Below are 21348 nucleotides of genomic sequence, written 5' to 3'. Positions count from 1 at the left end.
CCCTTACGACCTTAGCTTATAAAGTGAAACTTCCATCAGTGGGGGTCTTACTGCCCATTAATGCGGGATAACACATCATTGGTTAAAACCGTGTATCCCAACATCCACAAAATGGATCTACCGGACTCTTTCCTTTAAATTCGGATTCCCCCGTTAACTTCTTATAAAGATAATCAATAATGTCTTCGTTTGCGTGATAGCAGTTAATCATGACAGGGACTCTCGGAATATCGAATAAATGATACGGATTAGCTAAAGAAATGAAAATAGTAGGCACTTCCTGAATGAACCATGGTAAATCGCCCGCAAGCTTAGGCGACCACTGCAGCCGCAAAGTAGGCTTTACGCTAGCGGTAGGCAGGTTCGCTAAATAAATAACAAGGTCAAATTGTTCTTTTATTGTGTACGTAGGAGCTGTAAATGACGCTCCAAAATTTTGATTTGGATCAAAGAGAACCACCTCAAACCCATTCGTTCGCAGCTTATCTGCAAATTTTTCAGTGTATGATTTTGAGTAGAAGCCCTCTGCTTTTAACTGAGAATTTATGTCTTCTACAGGAATTAATAAAACTCTCCGATATTGATCAGCGGATATAGGCAGTAATTGTTTTGTATCTTTTACCAAGGTAATGGATTCATCTGCTGCAATGGATGCCCACTCCTTATGTTCTTGACAGCCGAGTACCTTAAGCTCCTCTTCTCTCGGAATTAACGCAGCGGCTTCTTTTTTATGAAGACCGAGAGATGCTTTTAAGGCCAACACTCTCGTGACTGCTTCCTCTACTCTTTCCATCGTCAGCAGTCCGTTTTCAAGACCCTTCATCATAAATTCAAAGTCCTCTTGTACATCTCGGTTAAAGAGCAGCACATCACAGCCTGCTTCGATTGTTAAAGGAACTGCCTCTTCTCGACTTTTTGCCATTGCGAACCCAGCCATCATTGTAGAGTCAGAGACAATGACACCATTAAATTGCAGTTGTTCTCTTAGTAAATCCTGTAACAATTCTTTAGATAGAGTAGCCGGCATGATTTCTTCTTCCTTAATATCAGGACGAAGCTTTCTGGAATAATGAGGGAGCATAATATGTCCAGGCATAATCGTTTTTGTACCTGCCTCAATTAATTCCTTATAAATAATACCATAGGTACGATCCCACTCCTCTACAGAGAGAGAGTTAACAGAAGTCACTAGATGGTGATCTCTTTCATCCACACCGTCTCCTGGAAAATGTTTGATGGATGCCGCTAGTCCGTTTTCTTGCAAGGCTTGTACATACTCTTTGCTCATTTTTATAATTGTGGAAACATCTGATCCAAAAGTACGAATGTTGGTAATCGGATTTCGAAAGTTTATATCAATATCTACTACAGGTGCAAAAGACCAGTTACAGCCGACAGCACTGCCCTCTTTAGCTGCAATCTCCCCTAACTTGTATGCGATTTCTGTGTTTCCTGTTGCTGCTGCCTGCATGGGATTAGCAATTGCTGTCCCGTCCAATGCAATGCCATTTCCTCCGGCTTCTAGGTTTGCCGCAAGAAGTAGAGGAGTAGTGGATTGCTCTTGTAAAAAACGATGAACCTCTTGAATTGCCTTTCCTTTGTCTGGCCTAAACATAAACCCACCAGGCTTAAATTTTTCCATTATTTCTTTCAATTTCTTTTCATCCTTCTCCATACCGTGCAGGCAGAAAAGTTGTCCGACTTTTTCTTCAGTCGTCATAGAGGATAAGGTTTCGTTCACCCATGTAATATCTTGATCTGTTAGATAGAAAGGATTTTCTCTTAAATTCATCATGTTTACTCCCCCTGATTTGTATGTTTTTTAATACATGTCCAAATTATCAGATCTTATTGTGCATTCTTAAATTCAGTCGTAGAACTCTTTCGTCTAATTTTTATTTCGGATAGGATTTTTTCATAGAATCCTTCTGTTAACTGATATTTCATAAGGGGTATAACAGAGATAAGCAGCAAAATTCCTGGAATAAGCGTAAAAAACAACTGCATCCAAACCATCGTTGTACCTGCTTGAGTTTGATTCGGGATGTAACCAATACCAGAAAGCGCATAAGCTCCTATTCCTCCGCCAATCGCTCCTGCGAATTTAGCGCGGAAAGTGTTAGTAGAAAATACCGTTCCCTCTGCCCGTTTTCCAGTTTTCCATTCCCCATATTCCACACAATCAGCAATCATAGCACTCATTGTAATCGTCGCTATACCAAAAAATAAACCACCTAGAATATTTAGTGTAAAGAACGGAATCATATTTTTGCCTACAAAGAATAAAGCAATATGCTCTACACCGTAACCAATAATTCCAATAATAGTCGTTTTCTTTTTCCCTAAGCGCTTCGAAATCGTAGGTGCTAACAGGCCTCCTATTAATACTGGCACTATGCTCACCAAAGAAAACACAGGGAAAAGATTTTCTGCATGTAAATAATATTTGAAATAGTAGATACCGAAAGCACCGCGGAATTTTGTTACTATGTCTTCCATTAACATTGTCAACAACAACAGCAGAAGCGGCTGATTCAATTTGATTACACGAAAAGCATCTTTGAACGTAAACTTTTCGTTTCGTGCTACTGTTACTTGTTCTTTTACATTGAAAAACGTAATCCAGAAGAAGCCGATACATAATACAGCATAGATTGCGCTGACAAGGATCCAGCTGTTTAACGCTTTAACAAGCGGTAAGGTAAAGACACTTACAAATAATGCAGCGATAATTGCCATTACACGAGGCACCATCACCACTTTTGTTCTTTCCTTTGGATCTTCTGTGATAGCGGATGTCATAGACCAATATGGAACATCTACCAGACCGTAGCTCATTCCCCACATGATATAGGTTACAGAAGCGTAAATGATCTTAGCGGCAGGACTAATATTAGGCTGCAAAAAGCAAAGAACTGTAAAACCGGCCATAATAACAGGGGGAAGCAAAAGATACGGCCTAAACTTTCCCCATCTGGATTTTGTATTATCTACCATGATACCTATAAAAGGATCCAATAAAGCATCCAACAATCGGGCTACAAGAAATAATGTTCCTACAGCAGCTGCTGATATCCCAAAGTAATCGGTATAAAATAACATTAAATAACTAACAGTCAAAATATAAACTAAATTCTGCCCAAGACTCCCCAGTCCGTAAGATAGAACCGTTTTTGACGAAACCTTCATTGTATGTCTCCTCCAAATTGTTTGTTATTTATGTTTCTATACAACACTTTTCTGCGCTTATTAGTTTGTTCGATCTTCCCCCTTAAAGTCATTGGTCTACAAACAGTGAGAAACAATCTTTTCGCTTAGGTATACCTTCCTTTCTTAGTTGTATACAAGAAGAATACCAGTGGAATGTAAATGAAATATTAATTATTCTTAAAGTTCATGTAAGTTTCTCGTTTATCCTGAACCGACACTTACGATTATTTACTTGCAGTTGAAACCCAGCTACTTTAAGATAATTTTGTAAATGATAAATGAAAGGAATTAAAAGTTCATGTCATCTAAATCTTTAATAGACATTGCCTATGCAAACATACGCCAAAAGATTATTCTTGGCGATTTCATGCCTGGAACACTATTATCAGAAAACGAACTTGCAAACGAACTAAACATGAGTCGAACACCGATTCGAACTGCCATTTCTCATTTGGAATCGGAGGGGTTTGTGGTTTCATTAAAAAATCGGGGCATTTTAGTGAAAGAAATTTCAGTTAAAGAAATTTTGGATATGATGGAAGTACTAACCTCTTTTAAAATACATGCGCTAGATTCTATGATTGAACGCGGTTGTATTTTAAATATCTCGGAATTAGGAAAATGTCTCAAAAATCAGATTGAGGCTAGCCAGCAAGATGATTATCCTGAATACGTCAAATACTCCCATTTGTTTTCACGCTGTATTATGTCTGCCTTAAATAATCAAGCTATGCTGCAAATTATGGATTCATATCAAGATAAAATTATCATGATTGCTACGGTAAACTGGAAGCTTACTCCTCATCAGCCTCATTATTCCGCTAACCGCGTTAATGAATCTCTTTATCAAGCTGTAGTATCCAAAGACTATGAAGGTGCAAAGCAAATAGTAAAAGAGACTCTTCTCAGCACTCGTAATCGTGTAGTAATGGAAGGAAGAATGTAAATTTTGAGTTTTATTTGTTTATACCTTACTTCATATTTATCAGGGACGTCAGATCATAAATCTTTCGTCCCTTTCTCTTTTTCTTTTCTGATAATATGTGACGCTTTTTTTAATAATTTCTTCCTATCTTTCACATAACCAGTTCTAAATTAGCTGTAGGAATGTGTAACTCCCGTGGATCCTTTTCGTATACAAAATACCTGTTTTTGAACTATAAGGAAACCCCAAAATATTATTTCAACGCATCTAAAATTCGAAAGTTACAAGAACTTTAAAAAGCCTTAATATTTTTTTTACAATTAAGTAGTATTCTACTTGTATACAACTTTCTATAAAAAAGAGAAAGTTGTCATTCAACTCTCCAACAAGCAAGTATTCTTAATTACAAATAGAAGAGGTGTTTATTTTAATGGAAATCACAACAGCAAATCGTTATGCGACATATCCTGCAAACCGAGTAGTCCCTTTTATTGGAGCTAATAACTTTCGTGACATGGGCGGCTATAAAACATCCGATGGCCGTACAGTAAAGTTTGGACTTTTTTTCCGTTCAGACGAACTAACAGGTTTGACAGACGAAGATATGAATTTCTTACAAACATTAAACATTAAATACATTTTTGATTATCGCGATGATCTGGAAGCACAAATGAAGCCCGATCCTATACTTTCAAATGTGGCATACGAACGTATCCCGGCATCAGAGCAAAATAATCAATTCGGCACGATCGAAGAAATGGCTAGAAATAATTTCTTCAAAAATCTTAACTTAGATATTTTGTCGGAGGTGTATTCCAAACTTCCGCTAAACAATCCATCTTACAAACGATTGATGGAAATTATCCAAGATCCAAATAATTTGGGGCTATTACATCATTGTGCCGCTGGAAAGGATCGTACGGGCGTTGGTGCTGCTCTTATTTTATCTGCGCTTGAAGTTCCAAAAGAAACTGTTATGGAAGATTATTTATTGACAAATGAAACGATGAAAGAGTTTAAAAAAAGGTATTGAAGCAAATTTCAGCGCATTTGGATGACAGAGGTCTTCAAGTTATGGAACAGCTGCTTGGAGTAAAAGAGGAGTTTTTAGAAGGTGTTTTCCAAACTATTACAAATACGTATGGAAACCTTGATACGTACTTTGCTCACGAGTTCGGTTTAACAAAAGAAAAACGACAGGCGTTACAAAGCTTTTGTCTTGAGTAGGACAAGATACATCTAGATGAAATCATATTCCCCATTGCATGTATATTGAAAAGGAACAAGGATAATCCCGTTTTTTAGTTTAGAGATCTGTGTAGAGATTCCCACCAACCTAACGAAATGAAATGCCCACATACTATACAAAAAAGCCGGCTCATCAATAGTGAGACCGGCCTTTTTATATTTTTTATTATTGCTGAAATATAGTCATTAGGACTTGTCTTAAAATAAAGACACTTACTAACGATGGCGCAATTTATATATAAGACTCGCAACAATAGCCGACGGTAAATTAAACAAACTCCCTTGCAAACTAAAATGCGCTTGTTCTTCTTCAAATGACATTTTTTCATATAACTCACTTTGCGTGAGACCTGCTTTTTTCATTCTTTCTTTCAAGCCAGATATATAGGAGTATTGAATTGGAATCATGATTAAAAAGTAAAGAACAGCAATGCTTCCGAAAAAGATACCAGAAGATAACACATACATCACTCCCTTTATTTCCCATCATAACACATCGAACAAAAATCCAGATATTTATTTATATAAAAAAACTGCCCTTTCAGGCAGCTTTTCCTCCTTAACGATCAATCAATTGAACCATGAGCAATGCTTTTCCAACAACATTTCCTTCGTGTCGTACTTCTACGTCAACCTTACCAAATTTACGTCCAATTTCTAGCACTTTCGGATGAACGGACACAACGTTATCAATTTGAACCGGCTTTACAAAGTAAATGGTTAAATTCTCAACAATGACGTCACCTTTTTTCTGCGCACGAAGCACACGATTTGTCGCTTCTGTCACAATTGTTGTAAAGACGCCATATGACAAAGTTCCTATTGAATTTGTCATTTGTGGTGTGACAGAAAAATGGTAAGCAGAATCTTGTTTTGCTTCTTTCGGATTCATAAATTGATTCGTTACAATATCATCAATCGTTTCCCCAACTTGCGGCTGACGCTGAATCATTTGGAGTGCTTGCAGCACATCTTGACGACTAATAATACCTTGCAATGTATTGTTATCATCAACAACTGGAAGAAGCTCAATCCCTTCCCACACCATCATACGCGCTGCTGCCGCAACAGACATTTTTCCGTTTACAGTAATCGGCTGTTTTGTCATTACTTTTTCAATTGGTGTTTCTTTTACTACGCCGATCATATCTTTGGACGTTACAATGCCAAGCACTTTATGTGCTTCATCTACAATCGGATAACGGCCATGCATCGTTTCTTCATTATACTTATGCCATTTTTCCACCGTATCACTTGGCTGTAAATATACCGTCTCTTCAATTGGTGTTAAAATATCTTCAACGAGAACTATTTCTTTTTTAATAAGCTGATCATAAATAGCCCGGTTAATAAGCGTTGCTACTGTAAATGTATCATAGCTGCTCGAAATAATCGGCAGCTTTAATTCATCTGCCAATTTCTTTACATGCTCTTCTGTATCAAATCCACCTGTAATCAGTACAGCTGCTCCTTCTTCAAGCGCTAATTGATGTGCTTGTGTACGGTTTCCGACAATAAGTAAATTCCCTGCTTCCGTATAGCGCATCATCGCTTCTAGCTTCATTGCCCCGATTACAAACTTGTTTAACGTTTTATGTAAACCTTCTCTACCACCAAGTACTTGACCATCCACGATGTTAACAACTTCTGCAAATGTTAGCTTTTCGATATTTTCTTTCTTTTTTTGTTCAATACGAATTGTCCCGACCCGTTCAATTGTACTTACATAGCCTTTATTTTCCGCATCTTTAATCGCCCGATATGCCGTTCCTTCACTTACGCTCAACTCTTTTGCAATTTGGCGCACAGAAATTTTATGCCCAATTGGCAAACTGTTGATATATTCCAAAATTTGGTTGTGTTTCGTAGCCAAGTAGTTTCACCATACTTTCTTTTCCCTAAATTCTTCATGTGTTATCTTTTTAGTATACTATATTTTCAAAACTGTTACACTGTATGTTTATATATCTGTACTAATTTTTTTATAACAAAAGGATACATGTTTCTTACAATTATGTAATTTCCTTGTCATCTTATTCGATAGTTTGTTTCATTTTCTTATCGTACAATAAAGACAAGAAATGAGAGACAAGGAGCGATATGATATAAAAAAACTTTAGAAATAATTGGTGCGGTATTGTTAGTGTTCGTGGATGGAAAGAAAGTAGCAACCGAAATCAACGAAGTAGCTGAAACAGAAACACATAGATTACAATCTAAAAATAATATAACAAATCCAACATTTACATTATGTCCTTCCCACATGTAAAAACCTTCACTTTGCCGCGCAAAATGAAGGTTTCTTTTTATCCCGCTATTCGCGGGCAGTAAGACCGCCACTGATGGAGGTTTCACTTTATAATTCAATTGTTTCTCCTGCTTTTAATACTTTCCCTACACTACCTGTTAGTTTCTCTACAAATTGATGCGGATCTTGTTCGATAACTGGGAAGGTATTATAGTGCATTGGTACAACAATTTTTGCTCCAATCCATTCTGCTGCTAACACGGCATCTTCTGGACCCATTGTAAAGTTATCTCCAATTGGTAAAAATGCCACATCAATTGTATGACGAGAGCCAATTAATTTCATATCCGAGAACAACGCTGTATCTCCGGCGTGATAAATTGTTTTTTCTTCTGCAGTAAATACAATCCCTGCTGGCATACCTGTATATGTAATCGTTTGATTTTCTTCATCAACATAGCTAGAACCATGAAATGCTTGTGTAAACTTCACTGTTCCAAATTCAAACGCATGGGAACCGCCAATATGCATCGGATGTGTATTTACACCCTTCCAACCTAAAAATGTTGCAAGCTCAAACGGCGCAATAACAACTGCATTATATTTTTTTGCTAATTCTACTGTATCCCCAACGTGATCGCCATGTCCATGAGAAAGGATAATTGCATCAACTGTTACCTCTTCTACTTTTAAATCTGTTTTCGGATTACCTGTAATAAATGGATCAATTAAAATAACCTTTCCGTTCGTTTCAATTTTTACAACTGAATGACCGTGATAAGATACTTTCATCTTTTCATTACCTCCCTTGTTCACATTCACACCTTCTATTCTACACGATTTCACAATTTCCTGTCTTTTCAAACATCGATTTTCTTGTCATAATACTTTCATTCGATGTAAAGTTATACATGTAATTGAAATTTCGGAGGTGCAGATATATGAATACTAGATTAGAAAAATTAACGCAATGGCTACAAGAACAAAATACAGAAGCTGCATTCTTAACTTCTACACCGAGCGTCTTCTATATGACGAACTTCCACTGCGAACCGCACGAAAGATTACTCGGTCTATTTGTATTCCAAGAAAAAGAACCGATGTTAATTTGTCCTAAGATGGAAGAAGACAAAGTAAGAAGTGCTGGCTGGACTCACGAAATTATCGGATTTACAGATACAGACAATCCATGGGATATGATCGCGAAAGCAATCAAAGCACGCGGCATTGATGCAAATGCAGTGGCAATCGAAAAAGAACATTTAAATGTAGAACGCTACGAGCACTTATCACAATTATTCCCAAAAGCAGTTTTCAAACCTGCTGAAGAAAAAGTGCGTGAACTTCGCTTAATTAAAGATGAAAAAGAACTAGCGATTTTACGCCAAGCTGCTGCTATGGCTGATTATGCAGTTGAAGTTGGGGTAAGTGCAATTCAAGAGAATCGCAGTGAACTTGAAGTATTAGCGATAATTGAGCATGAATTAAAGAAAAAGGCATTCATAAAATGTCCTTTGACACAATGGTATTAACAGGTGCAAATTCTGCCCTTCCGCACGGTATACCAGGTGCAAATAAAATTCAACGCGGTGATTTCGTCCTATTTGACTTAGGCGTTATTATTGACGGTTATTGCTCTGACATTACGCGTACAGTTGCTTTTGGCGAGATTACAGACGAACAAAGACGTATTTATGACACTGTATTAAAAGGGCAATTAAATGCAGTTGAATCATGTAAACCGGGCGTGACATTTAGTGAAATTGACCGTGCTGCTCGTTCTATTATCGCCGAAGCTGGCTACGGTGACTTCTTCCCGCACCGCCTCGGTCATGGACTTGGCATTAGCGTCCACGAATATCCAGACGTAAAAGATGGCAACAACTCTCCATTACGAGAAGGAATGGTCTTCACAATTGAACCAGGTATTTACGTACCAAACGTAGGCGGCGTTCGTATTGAAGATGATGTTTATATAACGAAAGATGGCGTGGAAATTTTAACGAAATTCCCGAAAGAATTGCAGTTTGTAAAATAATCATAATTCGAATGCAAAAAAGAAGGTACTTTAAATAGTACCTTCTTTTCTTTCGCTTATTTTTAATTGGAAGAATTTTTTCTCACTAAACTCTTTATACATTCTCCACGATAACTGTATCGGCATCTACATCTTCAAAGCAAAGATTAACAGTACGCTTTATCGCTCTTGTCCGATGAATCGTTCCTGCTGGAATGCATAACGTATCATTTGGCTTCAAGACAATTGTTTCCCGATCTTGAAAATCAATCAATAACTCCCCTTCTAATACCATGAATAATTCATCTGAATTCGAATGAAAATGCCAATCATATTCTCCTATAAATACCGCGATGCGTAAACAGTGGTTATTTACATCTGAAACAACAAAATTTTTATGCTGCTCCGTAATATTTCTTGTCATCTCTAATAAGTTGATTTTTTCTAAGTTTAATTCTTTTGTAAGTTCATTCTTCATATTTATCTCCCTCTTACTCATTATCCAAGTATTTTACTATTTCTTCTAATTTCATCATACCAAACATTTTTCTTATCTATCAGAAAAATTAGAATTATAGTGTAGATTCAAAAGTTAACTCGTGTTAATTTATTAATAAGAGTTAACTTTTATTAACAAGGAGCATAGTAATGAAAGAGAAGTTACCACTACGAGAAATCAAAAAAGCACGAACAAAAATCAAGTTATTTCACACTGCATTAGATATCATTGGAGAAAAATCATTTCGAGAAGTATACGTTGAAGAATTATGCGAACAAGTAGAAATTTCAAAGGTGACATTTTTTAAAATGTTCTCCCGCAAAGAAGACATTCTTATTTATTTCATGAGGTTATGGTTAACGGATCGGATGTTGGAGTTGAAAGAAACAAACAAAAAAGGAATGACCGCACTCCGTCATATTTTTGAAGGAGTTTCAGAATATGCAAAAGAAAAACCTGGACTGATGCTAAGTTTGATTGCATTTCTCTCTGAAGAAAAAATGCATCCTTGTATGCCCGATTTAACCGATGCTGAAATTCACCTACTATATCCCGAAAAAGAAGAACAAGTTCGAAAGCTCATTCCAAATTTGAATGAAGTATTTGCAAACTGCGTCGAAGAAGGAAAAGCCACAGGAGAAATTACACTCAAGATGGATACTTCACAGATTGTAAAACTATTACATTCTATTTTTTACGGTGCCTATTTAACAACTCATGTCTTTCAAACTCAAAATGTAATGGAAATGTATGACCTTCATTTAAACATATTAAATCCATAGTAAAAGAGGGATGAATAATGAAATCTGTAATATCTGGACGCTATACTGCACAGATGGGTGATTCCTTTGTAGTGTTTGTAATTGGTATGCGAATTAATAAATTTTTCGCTGTTTCAAAGTGGTTACCTGTAGCTCTGTCAATGGGTGGCATGCTAAAAGAACTATATGAAAATAAAGAACTCGGTTTTCTCGGCACAGAATCTTTCTTCAACGGCCGCACAATTGTACAAATTCAATATTGGAAGTCATTCGAAGCCCTTGAACACTATGCACGTCACGCTTCCTTACATTTAGAAGCATGGAAAAATTTTAATCAAAAGGCTTCCAAAACTGAAACAGTTGGTATTTTTCATGAAACATTTGTTGTTGAGAAAGGGCAATACGAGAGTTTATATGCAAACATGCCTCTATTCGGTTTAGCAAAAGCAGGTACTTCTTTTCCCATAAATAGTCAACGAGAAACTGCAAGAGCACGCATGAAGCCTCAGTAAAGTAAAATTAACAATCGGGCTTCTATAGAAAAAAGCGACTACCCAACGGATAGTCGCTTTGTATTCTTTCTTATGATAAAGCAGGAGCTTTTTCAAGAAGCTCTTTCGCATCTGCATATTGTAAACCATGTGCTTCTGCCACTGCTTCGAATGTTACATAGCCATCTAATGTATTAATACCTTTTAATAAGGCACTGTTATCTAAGCAAGCTTTTTTATAGCCTTTGTTTGCGATTTGTACTGCGTATGGTACTGTTACGTTTGTTAACGCAAGAGTTGACGTACGTGGAACTGCACCAGGCATATTTGCAACTGCATAGTGAACTACGCCGTGTTTTTCGTAAGTTGGGTTGTCATGTGTTGTAATACGGTCAGTTGTTTCAAAAATACCGCCTTGGTCGATTGCGATGTCGACTACAACAGAACCTGGTTCCATAGATTTAATCATTTCTTCTGTTACAAGTTTTGGCGCTTTTGCACCTGGAATTAATACTGCACCGATAACAAGATCAGACTCTTTTACAGCTTCTGCAATGTTATACGGGTTAGACATTAATGTTGCTACTTGGTTACCGAAGATATCGTCTAATTGACGAAGACGATCTGGACTTAAATCGATAATTGTTACGTCAGCACCTAAACCAACAGCAATTTTCGCTGCGTTTGTACCAGCTTGACCACCACCGATAATTGTTACTTTTCCGCGTTTTACCCCTGGAACGCCTGCAAGTAAAATACCTTTACCACCTTTATTCTTTTCAAGGAATTGTGCACCAATTTGCGCTGCCATACGGCCAGCTACTTCACTCATAGGTGCAAGTAGTGGTAAAGAACGGTTGTCTAATTGAACTGTTTCATACGCAATTGCAACTACTTTGTTGTCAATTAATGCTTTTGTTAATTCTGGTTCTGGAGCTAAGTGTAAGTACGTGAATAAAACTAAGCCTTCGCGGAAATAGCCGTATTCGCTTGCGATTGGCTCTTTTACCTTCATAACCATCTCTTGATTCCAAGCTTCTTGTGCTGTTTCTACAATTGTTGCTCCGGCTTCTACATATGCTTCATCTGTAAAACCAGATCCTAAACCAGCACCTTTTTGAACAAAAACTTCATGACCATTGTGAATTAAATGAACAACACCAGCTGGCGTCATTGCCACACGATTTTCATTGTTTTTAATTTCTGTTGGTACACCGATACGCATTGGAAATTCCCCTTGAGATTATAAAATTACCCCTGAATAGCCATAGCATATACGCTTTTCATAAAGCGCTTTCTATTCTCTTATATTTTACCATAATCTCGCATTTTTTGACAAAAATAATGCAAGTTGTCCGATAGAATTTGTCTAGTTTTGACGATGTCGATGAATAACGTCAACTGCTCCCGTTACTTCTATAATTGTTCCCGTAATCATGTCCGAATCTTCCTCACATAAAAAGGAAATTGTACGTGCGATATCTTCCCCTGTACCAGAACGCCCAATTGGTGTACGATGATCGGATAACGTACGTGCCATAGCAATTGTTGCCTCTTTCATATCACCAATAATGTCACCCGGGCATATCATATTTGATGTAATACCATATTCTGCTTCTTCATAGGCAATCGTTTTTGTGAGTGAAACTAGTCCGACTTTTGCAGCTGCAAATGCGGAACGATACATCCATCCCGGCGCGCTATCCGCTCCTTGAAATCCGTAATTCACAATGCGGCCAAATTTCTGCTGTCGCATAATCGGTACAACGAGCTTTAATAAATGAAAAACTGCCGTTAAATTACCATGAATCATTTCATTCCATTCGTCATCTTTATACTCAACTAATTTTTTACGTTCAAATACGTAAGGACCTGCATTATTAATAAGAAAATCGATACGACCAAAACGCTCCATCGCTTTTATTACTACTTTATGTAAATCTTCTTGTTTCGTTACATCCGCTTGTACAAATTGCATACGATATGCAAGATGTTTATATTGCTGTTGTAACTTTTCCATCGCTTGTACATCACTGCGATACGTTACTGTTACCGAATATCCTTTATCTAATAATTTCTCTGTTACTTGCTTCCCTAAACCTTTTGTACCGGCTGTAATGAGCGCATGTCTCACAAAAATAAGCCTCCTTTTTTCTTGCTATAATTCATATGTAACAACTTCTTCGAACAATTACAACTAAAAAGTTTGAACAGATTTTTCAAAATTCTGTAACGTTTCTGACATACTTTTTTCCATAATTTACTTTATAATAAAAGTGTAAAGAGTTATAACACTTATACAATTGGGAGGAATCGTTCATGAATACTACATATACAAATATTTTAATTGCAGTCGATGGTTCTAAAGAAGCTGAAAAAGCATTCAAAAAAGCCATTCAAGTAGCGAAGCGTAACAACGCTACATTAACAATCGCTCATATCGTTGACGTCAAAGCTTACTCTGCAGTCGAAGCATATAGCCGTGCTATTGCAGAACGTGCAAACTTATTTGCAGAAGATCTATTAGCAGACTACAAAAAGACTGCACTAGAAGCGGGACTTACAAAAATAGAAACTGTATTAGAGTTCGGTAATCCAAAATCAAAAATCTCGAAAGATATCGCACCGAAGCACCACGTTGATTTAATTATGTGCGGTGCAACTGGTTTAAACGCAGTAGAGCGTTTCTTAATCGGCAGTGTCTCTGAACATATTATTCGCTATGCAAAATGCGATGTCCTTGTTGTTCGCGGTGAAGAAGAGCAAGGAGAAATTTAATAACTGTAATGAAGCAGCACCAAGCCTTTATTTCATGAGCTTGGTGCTTTTTTATTTGCTTTAAATAAAGTGAAACTTCCATCAGTGGGGGTTATCCCTCACTGATGGAAAGCTCTCACCAATCTTCTTTGCTCCTCTCTGAATCTTGAGGTGGGGGCTTACTGCCCGCGAATAGCGGGATAAAATGATTCTCTAAGGTTATGCTAAGAAAAAAGGAAATGAGGGAAACGGCATGGAAAGTCATGAACGTATTATACTGGATTTAAACGGACAAGAAATTGACATGGTAGAAAAAATTTGTGCCCACTTCAAAGAAAAACATGGTGTAGAGTTAAGTCACGGTGCACTTTTTCGCGATTTAATGGATATAGAATATATTCGCATTACAGAAGGAAAGCATAAATACGAACATGAAAAAAGATAGGCGACTGGTTGCTTGCAGCGTACAAGCAACCCTTTTCTTTATGCATACATTATATATATGTCCAAGCATAAAGGTGTGATGTTTTTGAGTGATGAGAATAAAAGAAAAAGCAAATCCGCTACTCCTATTATGAACTTATGTATATTTACTCTTCCCGGCTGTAATGTAACTGAAAAACAAATTAAGCAGCAAGTTGCGTTAGCAACCAAAATATGGAACATAGACTTTATTATCACAAGTATCACAACGCTGAAAAATTTTTCTGTTCAAACGAATGATACTTCATTTCGTAAAAGACAAAGCAAAAATATACAGCGATTATTTCGTGAAAGAAAGTATCTCTTTCCAAATCCAAATAGTATTTCAATATTCTATACAAATGCAAGGCACCTCTCGAGTAATACGACAGGACGAACGTTCTCTTCCTTCACGACGAAAAGCCGCTTCAACCATATTATCCTTACAAAATCTTCGCTAGAAAATACACTTGCGCACGAACTCGGACATATCTTATTCTATTCCCACCGAAAACTACAAGGAAAAAATCCAGATAGAAACTCTTATCGGACGCATAGCTTAGACCCTGAAAATATTATGTTTGGAACTGCTACAAGCCGTAAACGAAAAACAACATCCCTACAAAGATCGTATGCATTAGAAAGTACATTAATTGAATATATGTAACAATCATGAAAAATCCCGTGAAACATTACATGTTCACGGGATTTTCTACTATCTCTTTTGCTTTTTGAAGTGCCTGTTCAATTTGTGCGAATCCTGTACCACCTGCACTGTTTCTTCGTTTTACTGCTGCATATGGTGAAAGCACTTCATATAAGTCTTCCTCAAATAACGAGCTCATCTCTTGGTAGGTTGTTAACGGTAAATCTAGCAAATAAACACCTTCGTTAATACAATGAAGGACAAGTTTCCCTACAATTTCATGTGCCTGACGAAACGGTAACCCTTTACTCGCTAAATAATCAGCAATCTCTGTCGCATTTGAAAAATCTTGCGTGACAGCCTGTGCCATTTTATCTTTTTTCACCGTCATCGTCTCAAGCATGCCTGCCATTACATGTAAACAGCCCTTTACTGTATTTACCGTATCGAACATACCTTCTTTATCTTCTTGCAAATCTTTATTGTAAGCAAGCGGCAATCCTTTCATAACTGTTAATAAGCTAAACAAGTTGCCGTATACTCTTCCTGTTTTCCCGCGAATAAGCTCTGCCATATCCGGATTTTTCTTTTGCGGCATAATGCTGCTACCCGTTGCATAGCTATCGCTCATTTCAATAAACTGAAATTCTTGACTGCTCCATAAAATAAGTTCCTCACAAAAACGTGATAAATGCATCATTAATATAGAAGCATTACTTAAAAATTCAAGAATAAAGTCACGGTCGCTTACTGCATCTAAGCTATTCTCATATATTCCTTCAAAACCGAGCAACTGTGCACTATACTCGCGATCAATCGGGAATGTTGTCCCAGCAAGTGCCCCGGCTCCAAGCGGAGAAATGTTAATACGTTTTAACGAATCTTTAAAACGATTCGCATCGCGCTCTAACATCCAAAAGTATGCAAGGAGATGGTGGGCAAAAGAGATTGGCTGTGCACGCTGCAAATGCGTATACCCTGGCATAATTGTTTCAATATGTTCTTCAGCTTGTCCTGCAAGTGCAATTTGCACTTGCTTCACTGCCTCGATGATGCCTTGCACTTCATTTCGCAAATACAAATGCATATCCGTTGCTACTTGGTCGTTACGACTTCTTCCTGTATGCAGCTTACCGCCAACTTCACCAATATGCTGAATTAACATCTTTTCAATGTTTAAATGAATATCTTCTGCTTCAACAGAAAACGTAAGCTCTTGCTTCTTTGCTTTCTCAAGTAAATACTGCAAGCCGTTTTTAATTTTCTCTCCTTCTTCAGCCGTTACGATACCGCATTTCGCAAGCATCGTAACATGGGCCATACTTCCTTGTATATCTTCTACTGCTAATTGCTGGTCAAAGGAGATGGAAGCTCCAAACTCCTCAACCCACTGTTCAGCCTGTTCCGTAAAACGGCCGCCCCAAAGTTTGCTCATGCCTCCACCTTCTTTTGACTCACTTGGCTGTATACTTTTGTTGGTAAACCAAATAATGAAATAAATCCAATCGCTGCATCGTGGTTAAATTCATCATCTACTGTATACGTCGCTAATTTTTCATCGTATAGAGAATACTCTGATTTACGTCCTTCTACAATCGCATGTCCTTTAAACAGTTTCACACGTACTGTACCTGTTACATTTTTTTGCGTTTCTTGTAAAAAGGCAACAAGAGCATCTTTTAAAGGCGAGAACCATAAACCGTTATAAATTAACTCTGTTAATTTTTGTTCAATCATCGGTTTAAAATGTGCTACTTCTTTTACAAGTGTTAAATCTTCTAATTCCTTATGTGCAGTAATCAATGTCATCGCCGCTGGGCATTCATACACTTCACGTGACTTAATACCAACAAGACGATTTTCTACATGGTCGATACGGCCAACCCCATGCTTACCAGCAAGAGCGTTTAACGTTTTAATTAACTCTGAAAGTGAATATGATACGCCATTTAATGTCGTTGGCACCCCTGCTTCAAAACCAATTTCTACAAATTCGGGTTTGTTTGGTGTATCTTCTAATGCTAACGTCATTTCATATGCATCTTCTGGCGGTGCTGCCCATGGATCTTCTAAGATTCCACATTCGTTGCTGCGTCCCCATAAGTTTTGATCAATTGAAAACGGGCTGTCTAAGTTAATCGGAATTGGTACATTGTTTTCTTTTGCATACGCAATTTCCTCTTCACGTGACCATTTCCATTCACGCACCGGTGCAATCACTTCTAAATACGGATTTAACGCTTGGATAGAAACTTCAAAACGTACTTGGTCATTTCCTTTTCCTGTACATCCATGTGCAACTGCACTTGCACCTTCCATCTCTGCAATCTCTACCAATTTCTTAGCAATTAACGGACGAGATAATGCAGATACAAGTGGATATTTCCCTTCATATAACGTGTGAGCTTGCAGTGCTTTTAATGCATATTCATTCGCAAACTCTTCTTGAACATCAATCATATAAGATTTAATTGCTCCGACGGACAATGCTTTTTCTTTTACAAACTCTAAATCTTTTCCTTCCCCTAGATCTAAACACAGGGCAATAATCTCGTATCCTTTTTCTTGCAACCATTTAATCGCAACGGAAGTATCAAGACCTCCGGAATATGCTAATACAACTTTTTTGTTCTCCATTTTATATCCCCCTAAAGAATAATTATTCATTGTTATTAATATTAATTCATAATTTATCACCTTTCACAAAATGTTGCAAGGGATATTCATAATTATTTTTAAAACAATTTCATCGAAGTTCTTTCTCTTTTTCGATACAATGAAGACAGAAAATGGAGGGGACAATGTATGGAACAATATTTCACATATAACGAACACCTAGGTATTGAACTACCTGATTTCCAAGAAGAATGGGAGGATATACCTGAAACAGTGCAACATACAATTTTATTAAAGTGGGAACAAATTCGCGGGAAAATACCAGATCGGATTAAAGAACTTGAACATATCATTAACACGAAACAACACGGGTTAAATAACGAAGAAAACTTTGAAATTTCTTGTAGACTCAATACAGAAATTGCGGATCTCGCTTCCATTATTAACGACCTTTGGCTTTGGTATCGTCTAACTCAAAATGTATCTGCAGGAAAAGTACATCAGTAAAGCGAAACTTCCATCAGTGGGGGTTTTCTTCATCCCCCACCTATCTCCCTCGCTTCTCTCTGAATATTGAAGTATAGGTCTTACCGCCCGCGAATAGTGGAATAAAAAAGTCGTTGAGAATATTTCCTCAACGACTTAATAATTTTATAAAGTGAAACTTCCATCAGTGCCCCCACTGATGGTTAGTTGAACCAATCGGGCTTTAACGGGCGGTTATCCTCACCTATCTTCTTAGATTCTCGAGGTAAGGGTCTTACTGCCCGTTAATGCGGGATAAAACAGTTCTATCCTTTTTTGCTTTCCGTTCCCCTTTGTACGTATTCTGCAAACGCTTTCAATTATAGGTAAACAATAGCGTCGTCGACTTGTTCAAATACGGTAAGTTACAACGCAAAACTAGTTAAAATATATTTATATTATAATAATGGAAAATACGCTCTTGTCTATTCCGTTAAACATGTAGTGGTAATCGTATTTTTCTTTTCAGACATATGAGACGCCTTCTCTGTGTATATAATACTTTCCATCAAAAGATATACTAAACTATCTAATTCTTGACTACATACAATTACTCTATCATGATAAAAACCGTACTCTCTTACAAGTTCAATTAGTTCCTTCCTTTTTTCCTCCATCCTTTCTTGTATATCTATCGTTTTCATACAAATCTCTCCAGTCACCATAGATAATATTATTCGAATAATACAAAATATTTTATTTAAAATAAACATTTTGTAATTAATTAAAGTAAATTTTACAGAAAAATCGACAAAATTTACTTTTTCATACAGAGACCCTTTCGACGGAAAATATTTTTGTATCGCACCATTTTTCAGCAAAATTCACATGAATTTCAACTAAAGCTCCCATATTTACGAAGTATGTAGGTTTTTCGTTGCCCATTGTCGATTTCCAAGAACATACATTTAAAAAAAGTATGATATAATAGAATATAATCTTTTATAGAAAGGATTTAGATATCATGATCGCTCGAAGGAGCATGTGGCATCGAAAAGACGAATCTTACACGTAGCGTATTTTTTTGCTTAGATACTTTGTCTAGCGAAAAAAATACGAGAGTGGGGAAATTATGATTGCCCGAAGGATAATTTGGCAACGAAAAGACTCTTCTTACACGTAGCGTTTTGTTTAGTCTGTTTCAGACCTAAACTAAAACGAAAGTAGGGAGAATTGATGGACGAGAGGATTATTCGTTATTTCTTCAGTGATATATAGCGTAGTTAGACGTATGTAAACTAACTGCTGCTATGTAGGCGTAGTTAGTTTATGAAAAACAAAAAACTACTAACTACGGAGAGAAGGAATAACGATGGAGAACATCCAAAGCATCCAAAGTCGACAAATTATTAAAGAAATTTTTATGGTTTTACTTGGTTCATTTATTTTAGCTGTCGCGCTATACCACATTCAGTTTCAAAATCACTTAACAGAAGGTGGCTTTGTAGGAATCGCACTGTTTTTACAAAACTTTTTTGACATTTCACCGTCAATTTCAACTGTTTTAATGGATATTCCTGTCATTTTACTATGTGCTACATTTTTAGGTAAAAAAATGGTCGGTTATTCATTTGTTGGTTCCGTTTCATTCGGAGTATTTTATTCTTTAATGGAAAACTATTCTCCGTTCACGGTGGATTTATCAAATCACTTATTTGTAGCTGCAGTAGTAGGCGGTGCATTAGCTGGGATTGGGCTTGGTTTTATTTTACGATTCGGTGGTGCAACAGGCGGAGATGACATTTTAACCATTGTATTAAGCAAAAAAACACGCTTTACAATTGGGCAAATTTTCTTCGTTTTTGACGCAATTGTCATTGCACTTTCATTATATTATTTATCATGGACTGAAATTGCCTTTACGATTCTTTCCCTTGCCGTGCAGGCGAAAGTACTAGATTTAATCTACTATCCAGCAAAGGAAAAGAAACCAGTGGCAATTCCATTAGCAAAACAACATGCAACAAACTAAAAAGCGAAAGGCGGCTGCCTTTCGCTTTTTATATTTTTTGGCGTAAATAACGCATTTGATAAAATCGATTTGCAAATTCTGTTATGCTCCGTGTTAACCGATAATTCGCCGTTGATCCAACCGCAATCCCAAGTACTGGTACACCTTGAAACAACTTGCGGCGCAGCGAATAAATAATGAACGTTTTCAAGATTTGTTTTAATAGTACTTGTACAGATACTGGATTTAGTACTTCCTCTTCTCCCTCATAGAAGAATGGAGCCGCTTCTTCTTGTTCTAACTCTTGCAGTAAGTTGTACCAAGCATACTGCTGCAAGTGCGCTGGCAATATGGCTGCATGGAATACTTTTAACGCTAGCATCATTTCATACGGTTTATTCACATCATGACCAAATGATGTGGCGATTAACTGCACTGCTTTCACATTTAAGGCAACCAGTACTGGTAAGTCTGCACTTAATAATAAAAAGCCACCAATTCCTGTTACTCCTCCTTGCACGAAAGAATATAAACGATGACGAGCTGTTTGCTGTTCTGCTATGTATGTTAATTGATCAATCGATAATGCTTTCATGTCTTCAATATGTTCAATGGAATCATTAAATAATCGTGCCGTGCCTAAAATACGTCCCCGTGCATCGAGCTGTGATTGCGAACTTTGAATAAATGCATGAAGATGAAAGAGCCATCCATCTGCTTTCGAAAAAAATTCATTTCGTTTTTTTCTGGCAGCTTAGAAAATGTGCCGTTCAACCACTTATCAAACATTCTCTGGAAATCCGTTGATTCTTGTTGCACTAATTGCTGCTCCCAGCTTTTCATATCATATAAAATTCGTTCTTCTCGCTTTGACAGCATACAAACAACCCCTTGGATTATTTTTTCTACATTGTAACATATTTGCTGTGAGAGTCCGTACGCCCTGTTTTTTTCTGAAAAATATACAAAAAAAGACGGGAATCATCCCGTCT

At 37.1% G+C, this 21348-nt stretch carries 21 protein-coding genes and 2 pseudogenes; 11 read left to right on the top strand and 12 right to left on the bottom strand.

Annotated elements, in window-relative coordinates; genetic code table 11:
• Positions 1-82: 82 nt before the first annotated feature.
• Together ACEWFJ_RS05775 and ACEWFJ_RS05770 are read right to left on the bottom strand one after the other, a co-directional pair.
• Positions 83-1795, bottom strand: a complete 1713-nt coding sequence (locus ACEWFJ_RS05775) for a glycoside hydrolase family 3 protein (RefSeq protein ID WP_473690995.1) — start codon at positions 1793-1795, stop codon at positions 83-85.
• Between the two features lie 53 nt (positions 1796-1848).
• Positions 1849-3189, bottom strand: coding sequence for a glycoside-pentoside-hexuronide (GPH):cation symporter (locus ACEWFJ_RS05770; protein ID WP_473690993.1), 1341 nt, complete (start codon positions 3187-3189; stop codon positions 1849-1851).
• Positions 3190-3508: 319 nt separating this feature from the next.
• On the opposite strand from ACEWFJ_RS05770, the gene ACEWFJ_RS05765 reads away from it, so the two are divergent.
• The 3 genes from ACEWFJ_RS05765 to ACEWFJ_RS05755 all read left to right on the top strand — a co-directional run bounded on the left by ACEWFJ_RS05765 (position 3509) and on the right by ACEWFJ_RS05755 (position 5362).
• The gene (locus ACEWFJ_RS05765; protein WP_473690991.1) at positions 3509-4156 is read left to right on the top strand and encodes a GntR family transcriptional regulator; all 648 of its coding nucleotides are present in this window, start codon (positions 3509-3511) and stop codon (positions 4154-4156) included.
• A gap of 409 nt (positions 4157-4565) precedes the next feature.
• Positions 4566-5168: a tyrosine-protein phosphatase gene (locus tag ACEWFJ_RS05760; RefSeq protein WP_473690989.1), complete on the top strand. Its 603-nt coding sequence runs from the start codon at positions 4566-4568 to the stop codon at positions 5166-5168.
• Positions 5165-5362 carry a tyrosine-protein phosphatase gene (locus ACEWFJ_RS05755; protein ID WP_473690987.1) on the top strand — a complete coding sequence of 66 codons (198 nt, stop codon included), beginning with the start codon at positions 5165-5167 and terminating at the stop codon, positions 5360-5362. Before ACEWFJ_RS05760 ends, ACEWFJ_RS05755 begins: the two co-directional genes overlap by 4 nt.
• A gap of 237 nt (positions 5363-5599) precedes the next feature.
• On the opposite strand, the gene ACEWFJ_RS05750 is transcribed toward ACEWFJ_RS05755, so the two are convergent.
• The 3 genes from ACEWFJ_RS05750 to ACEWFJ_RS05740 all read right to left on the bottom strand — a co-directional run bounded on the left by ACEWFJ_RS05750 (position 5600) and on the right by ACEWFJ_RS05740 (position 8423).
• Positions 5600-5851 (bottom strand): DUF3949 domain-containing protein, encoded by a 252-nt coding sequence (locus tag ACEWFJ_RS05750; protein WP_473692366.1) that lies wholly within the window; start codon positions 5849-5851, stop codon positions 5600-5602.
• A 91-nt stretch (positions 5852-5942) separates the two neighbouring features.
• Positions 5943-7256: a CBS domain-containing protein gene (locus ACEWFJ_RS05745; RefSeq protein WP_230573723.1), complete on the bottom strand. Its 1314-nt coding sequence runs from the start codon at positions 7254-7256 to the stop codon at positions 5943-5945.
• Between the two features lie 483 nt (positions 7257-7739).
• On the bottom strand, positions 7740-8423 hold the full coding sequence (locus ACEWFJ_RS05740; protein ID WP_473690985.1) for a metal-dependent hydrolase: 684 nt from the start codon (positions 8421-8423) through the stop codon (positions 7740-7742).
• A gap of 149 nt (positions 8424-8572) precedes the next feature.
• Between ACEWFJ_RS05740 and pepQ the strand changes: the two are divergent.
• A pseudogene (gene pepQ, locus ACEWFJ_RS05735) lies at positions 8573-9669 on the top strand (Xaa-Pro dipeptidase).
• 94 nt (positions 9670-9763) lie between these two features.
• Here the strand turns inward: pepQ and ACEWFJ_RS05730 are convergent.
• Positions 9764-10126, bottom strand: coding sequence for a cupin domain-containing protein (locus ACEWFJ_RS05730; protein WP_473690983.1), 363 nt, complete (start codon positions 10124-10126; stop codon positions 9764-9766).
• A 170-nt stretch (positions 10127-10296) separates the two neighbouring features.
• Here ACEWFJ_RS05730 and ACEWFJ_RS05725 point away from each other — a divergent pair, with 170 nt between their 5' ends.
• Complete coding sequence (locus ACEWFJ_RS05725) at positions 10297-10929, top strand: TetR/AcrR family transcriptional regulator (RefSeq protein WP_473690981.1); 633 nt, start codon at positions 10297-10299, stop codon at positions 10927-10929.
• A gap of 17 nt (positions 10930-10946) precedes the next feature.
• Entirely contained in the window at positions 10947-11420 is a 474-nt protein-coding gene (locus ACEWFJ_RS05720; RefSeq protein ID WP_473690979.1) for a DUF4188 domain-containing protein, read from the top strand.
• 70 nt (positions 11421-11490) lie between these two features.
• Here the strand turns inward: ACEWFJ_RS05720 and ald are convergent, their stop codons facing one another.
• A complete protein-coding gene (gene ald, locus ACEWFJ_RS05715) occupies positions 11491-12624 on the bottom strand; it encodes an alanine dehydrogenase (RefSeq protein ID WP_473690977.1) in 1134 nt (377 codons plus the stop codon).
• Between the two features lie 144 nt (positions 12625-12768).
• Positions 12769-13533, bottom strand: coding sequence for an SDR family oxidoreductase (locus tag ACEWFJ_RS05710; RefSeq protein ID WP_473690975.1), 765 nt, complete (start codon positions 13531-13533; stop codon positions 12769-12771).
• 185 nt (positions 13534-13718) lie between these two features.
• Between ACEWFJ_RS05710 and ACEWFJ_RS05705 the strand changes: the two genes are divergently transcribed.
• From ACEWFJ_RS05705 to ACEWFJ_RS05695, 3 genes are all read left to right on the top strand, one after another.
• Positions 13719-14177, top strand: a complete 459-nt coding sequence (locus ACEWFJ_RS05705; RefSeq protein ID WP_473690974.1) for a universal stress protein — start codon at positions 13719-13721, stop codon at positions 14175-14177.
• A gap of 232 nt (positions 14178-14409) precedes the next feature.
• Positions 14410-14601, top strand: a complete 192-nt coding sequence (locus ACEWFJ_RS05700) for a ProA domain protein (RefSeq protein ID WP_473690972.1) — start codon at positions 14410-14412, stop codon at positions 14599-14601.
• Positions 14602-14685: 84 nt separating this feature from the next.
• On the top strand, positions 14686-15285 hold the full coding sequence (locus ACEWFJ_RS05695; RefSeq protein WP_098305394.1) for a hypothetical protein: 600 nt from the start codon (positions 14686-14688) through the stop codon (positions 15283-15285).
• A 25-nt stretch (positions 15286-15310) separates the two neighbouring features.
• Here the strand turns inward: ACEWFJ_RS05695 and argH are convergent, their stop codons facing one another.
• Together argH and ACEWFJ_RS05685 are read right to left on the bottom strand one after the other, a co-directional pair.
• On the bottom strand, positions 15311-16699 hold the full coding sequence (gene argH / locus ACEWFJ_RS05690; protein WP_473690970.1) for an argininosuccinate lyase: 1389 nt from the start codon (positions 16697-16699) through the stop codon (positions 15311-15313).
• Entirely contained in the window at positions 16696-17901 is a 1206-nt protein-coding gene (locus tag ACEWFJ_RS05685; protein WP_473690968.1) for an argininosuccinate synthase, read from the bottom strand. The genes argH and ACEWFJ_RS05685 overlap by 4 nt, the downstream gene beginning before the upstream one ends.
• Positions 17902-18069: 168 nt before the next feature.
• Here ACEWFJ_RS05685 and ACEWFJ_RS05680 point away from each other — a divergent pair, with 168 nt between their 5' ends.
• Positions 18070-18387, top strand: a complete 318-nt coding sequence (locus tag ACEWFJ_RS05680; RefSeq protein WP_473690966.1) for a radical SAM protein — start codon at positions 18070-18072, stop codon at positions 18385-18387.
• Positions 18388-18830: 443 nt separating this feature from the next.
• On the opposite strand, the gene ACEWFJ_RS05675 is transcribed toward ACEWFJ_RS05680, so the two are convergent.
• Positions 18831-19049: a Spo0E family sporulation regulatory protein-aspartic acid phosphatase gene (locus tag ACEWFJ_RS05675; protein WP_429719230.1), complete on the bottom strand. Its 219-nt coding sequence runs from the start codon at positions 19047-19049 to the stop codon at positions 18831-18833.
• A gap of 677 nt (positions 19050-19726) precedes the next feature.
• Here ACEWFJ_RS05675 and ACEWFJ_RS05670 point away from each other — a divergent pair.
• Positions 19727-20377, top strand: coding sequence for a YitT family protein (locus ACEWFJ_RS05670; protein ID WP_429706697.1), 651 nt, complete (start codon positions 19727-19729; stop codon positions 20375-20377).
• A gap of 28 nt (positions 20378-20405) precedes the next feature.
• On the opposite strand, the pseudogene ACEWFJ_RS05665 reads toward ACEWFJ_RS05670, so the two are convergent.
• Positions 20406-21235: pseudogene (locus ACEWFJ_RS05665) on the bottom strand (EcsC family protein).
• Positions 21236-21348 lie beyond the last annotated feature (113 nt).

Source organism: Bacillus sp. EA-CB0995, assembly GCF_055814245.1.
This window is presented reverse-complemented; position numbering and strand designations above follow the sequence as displayed.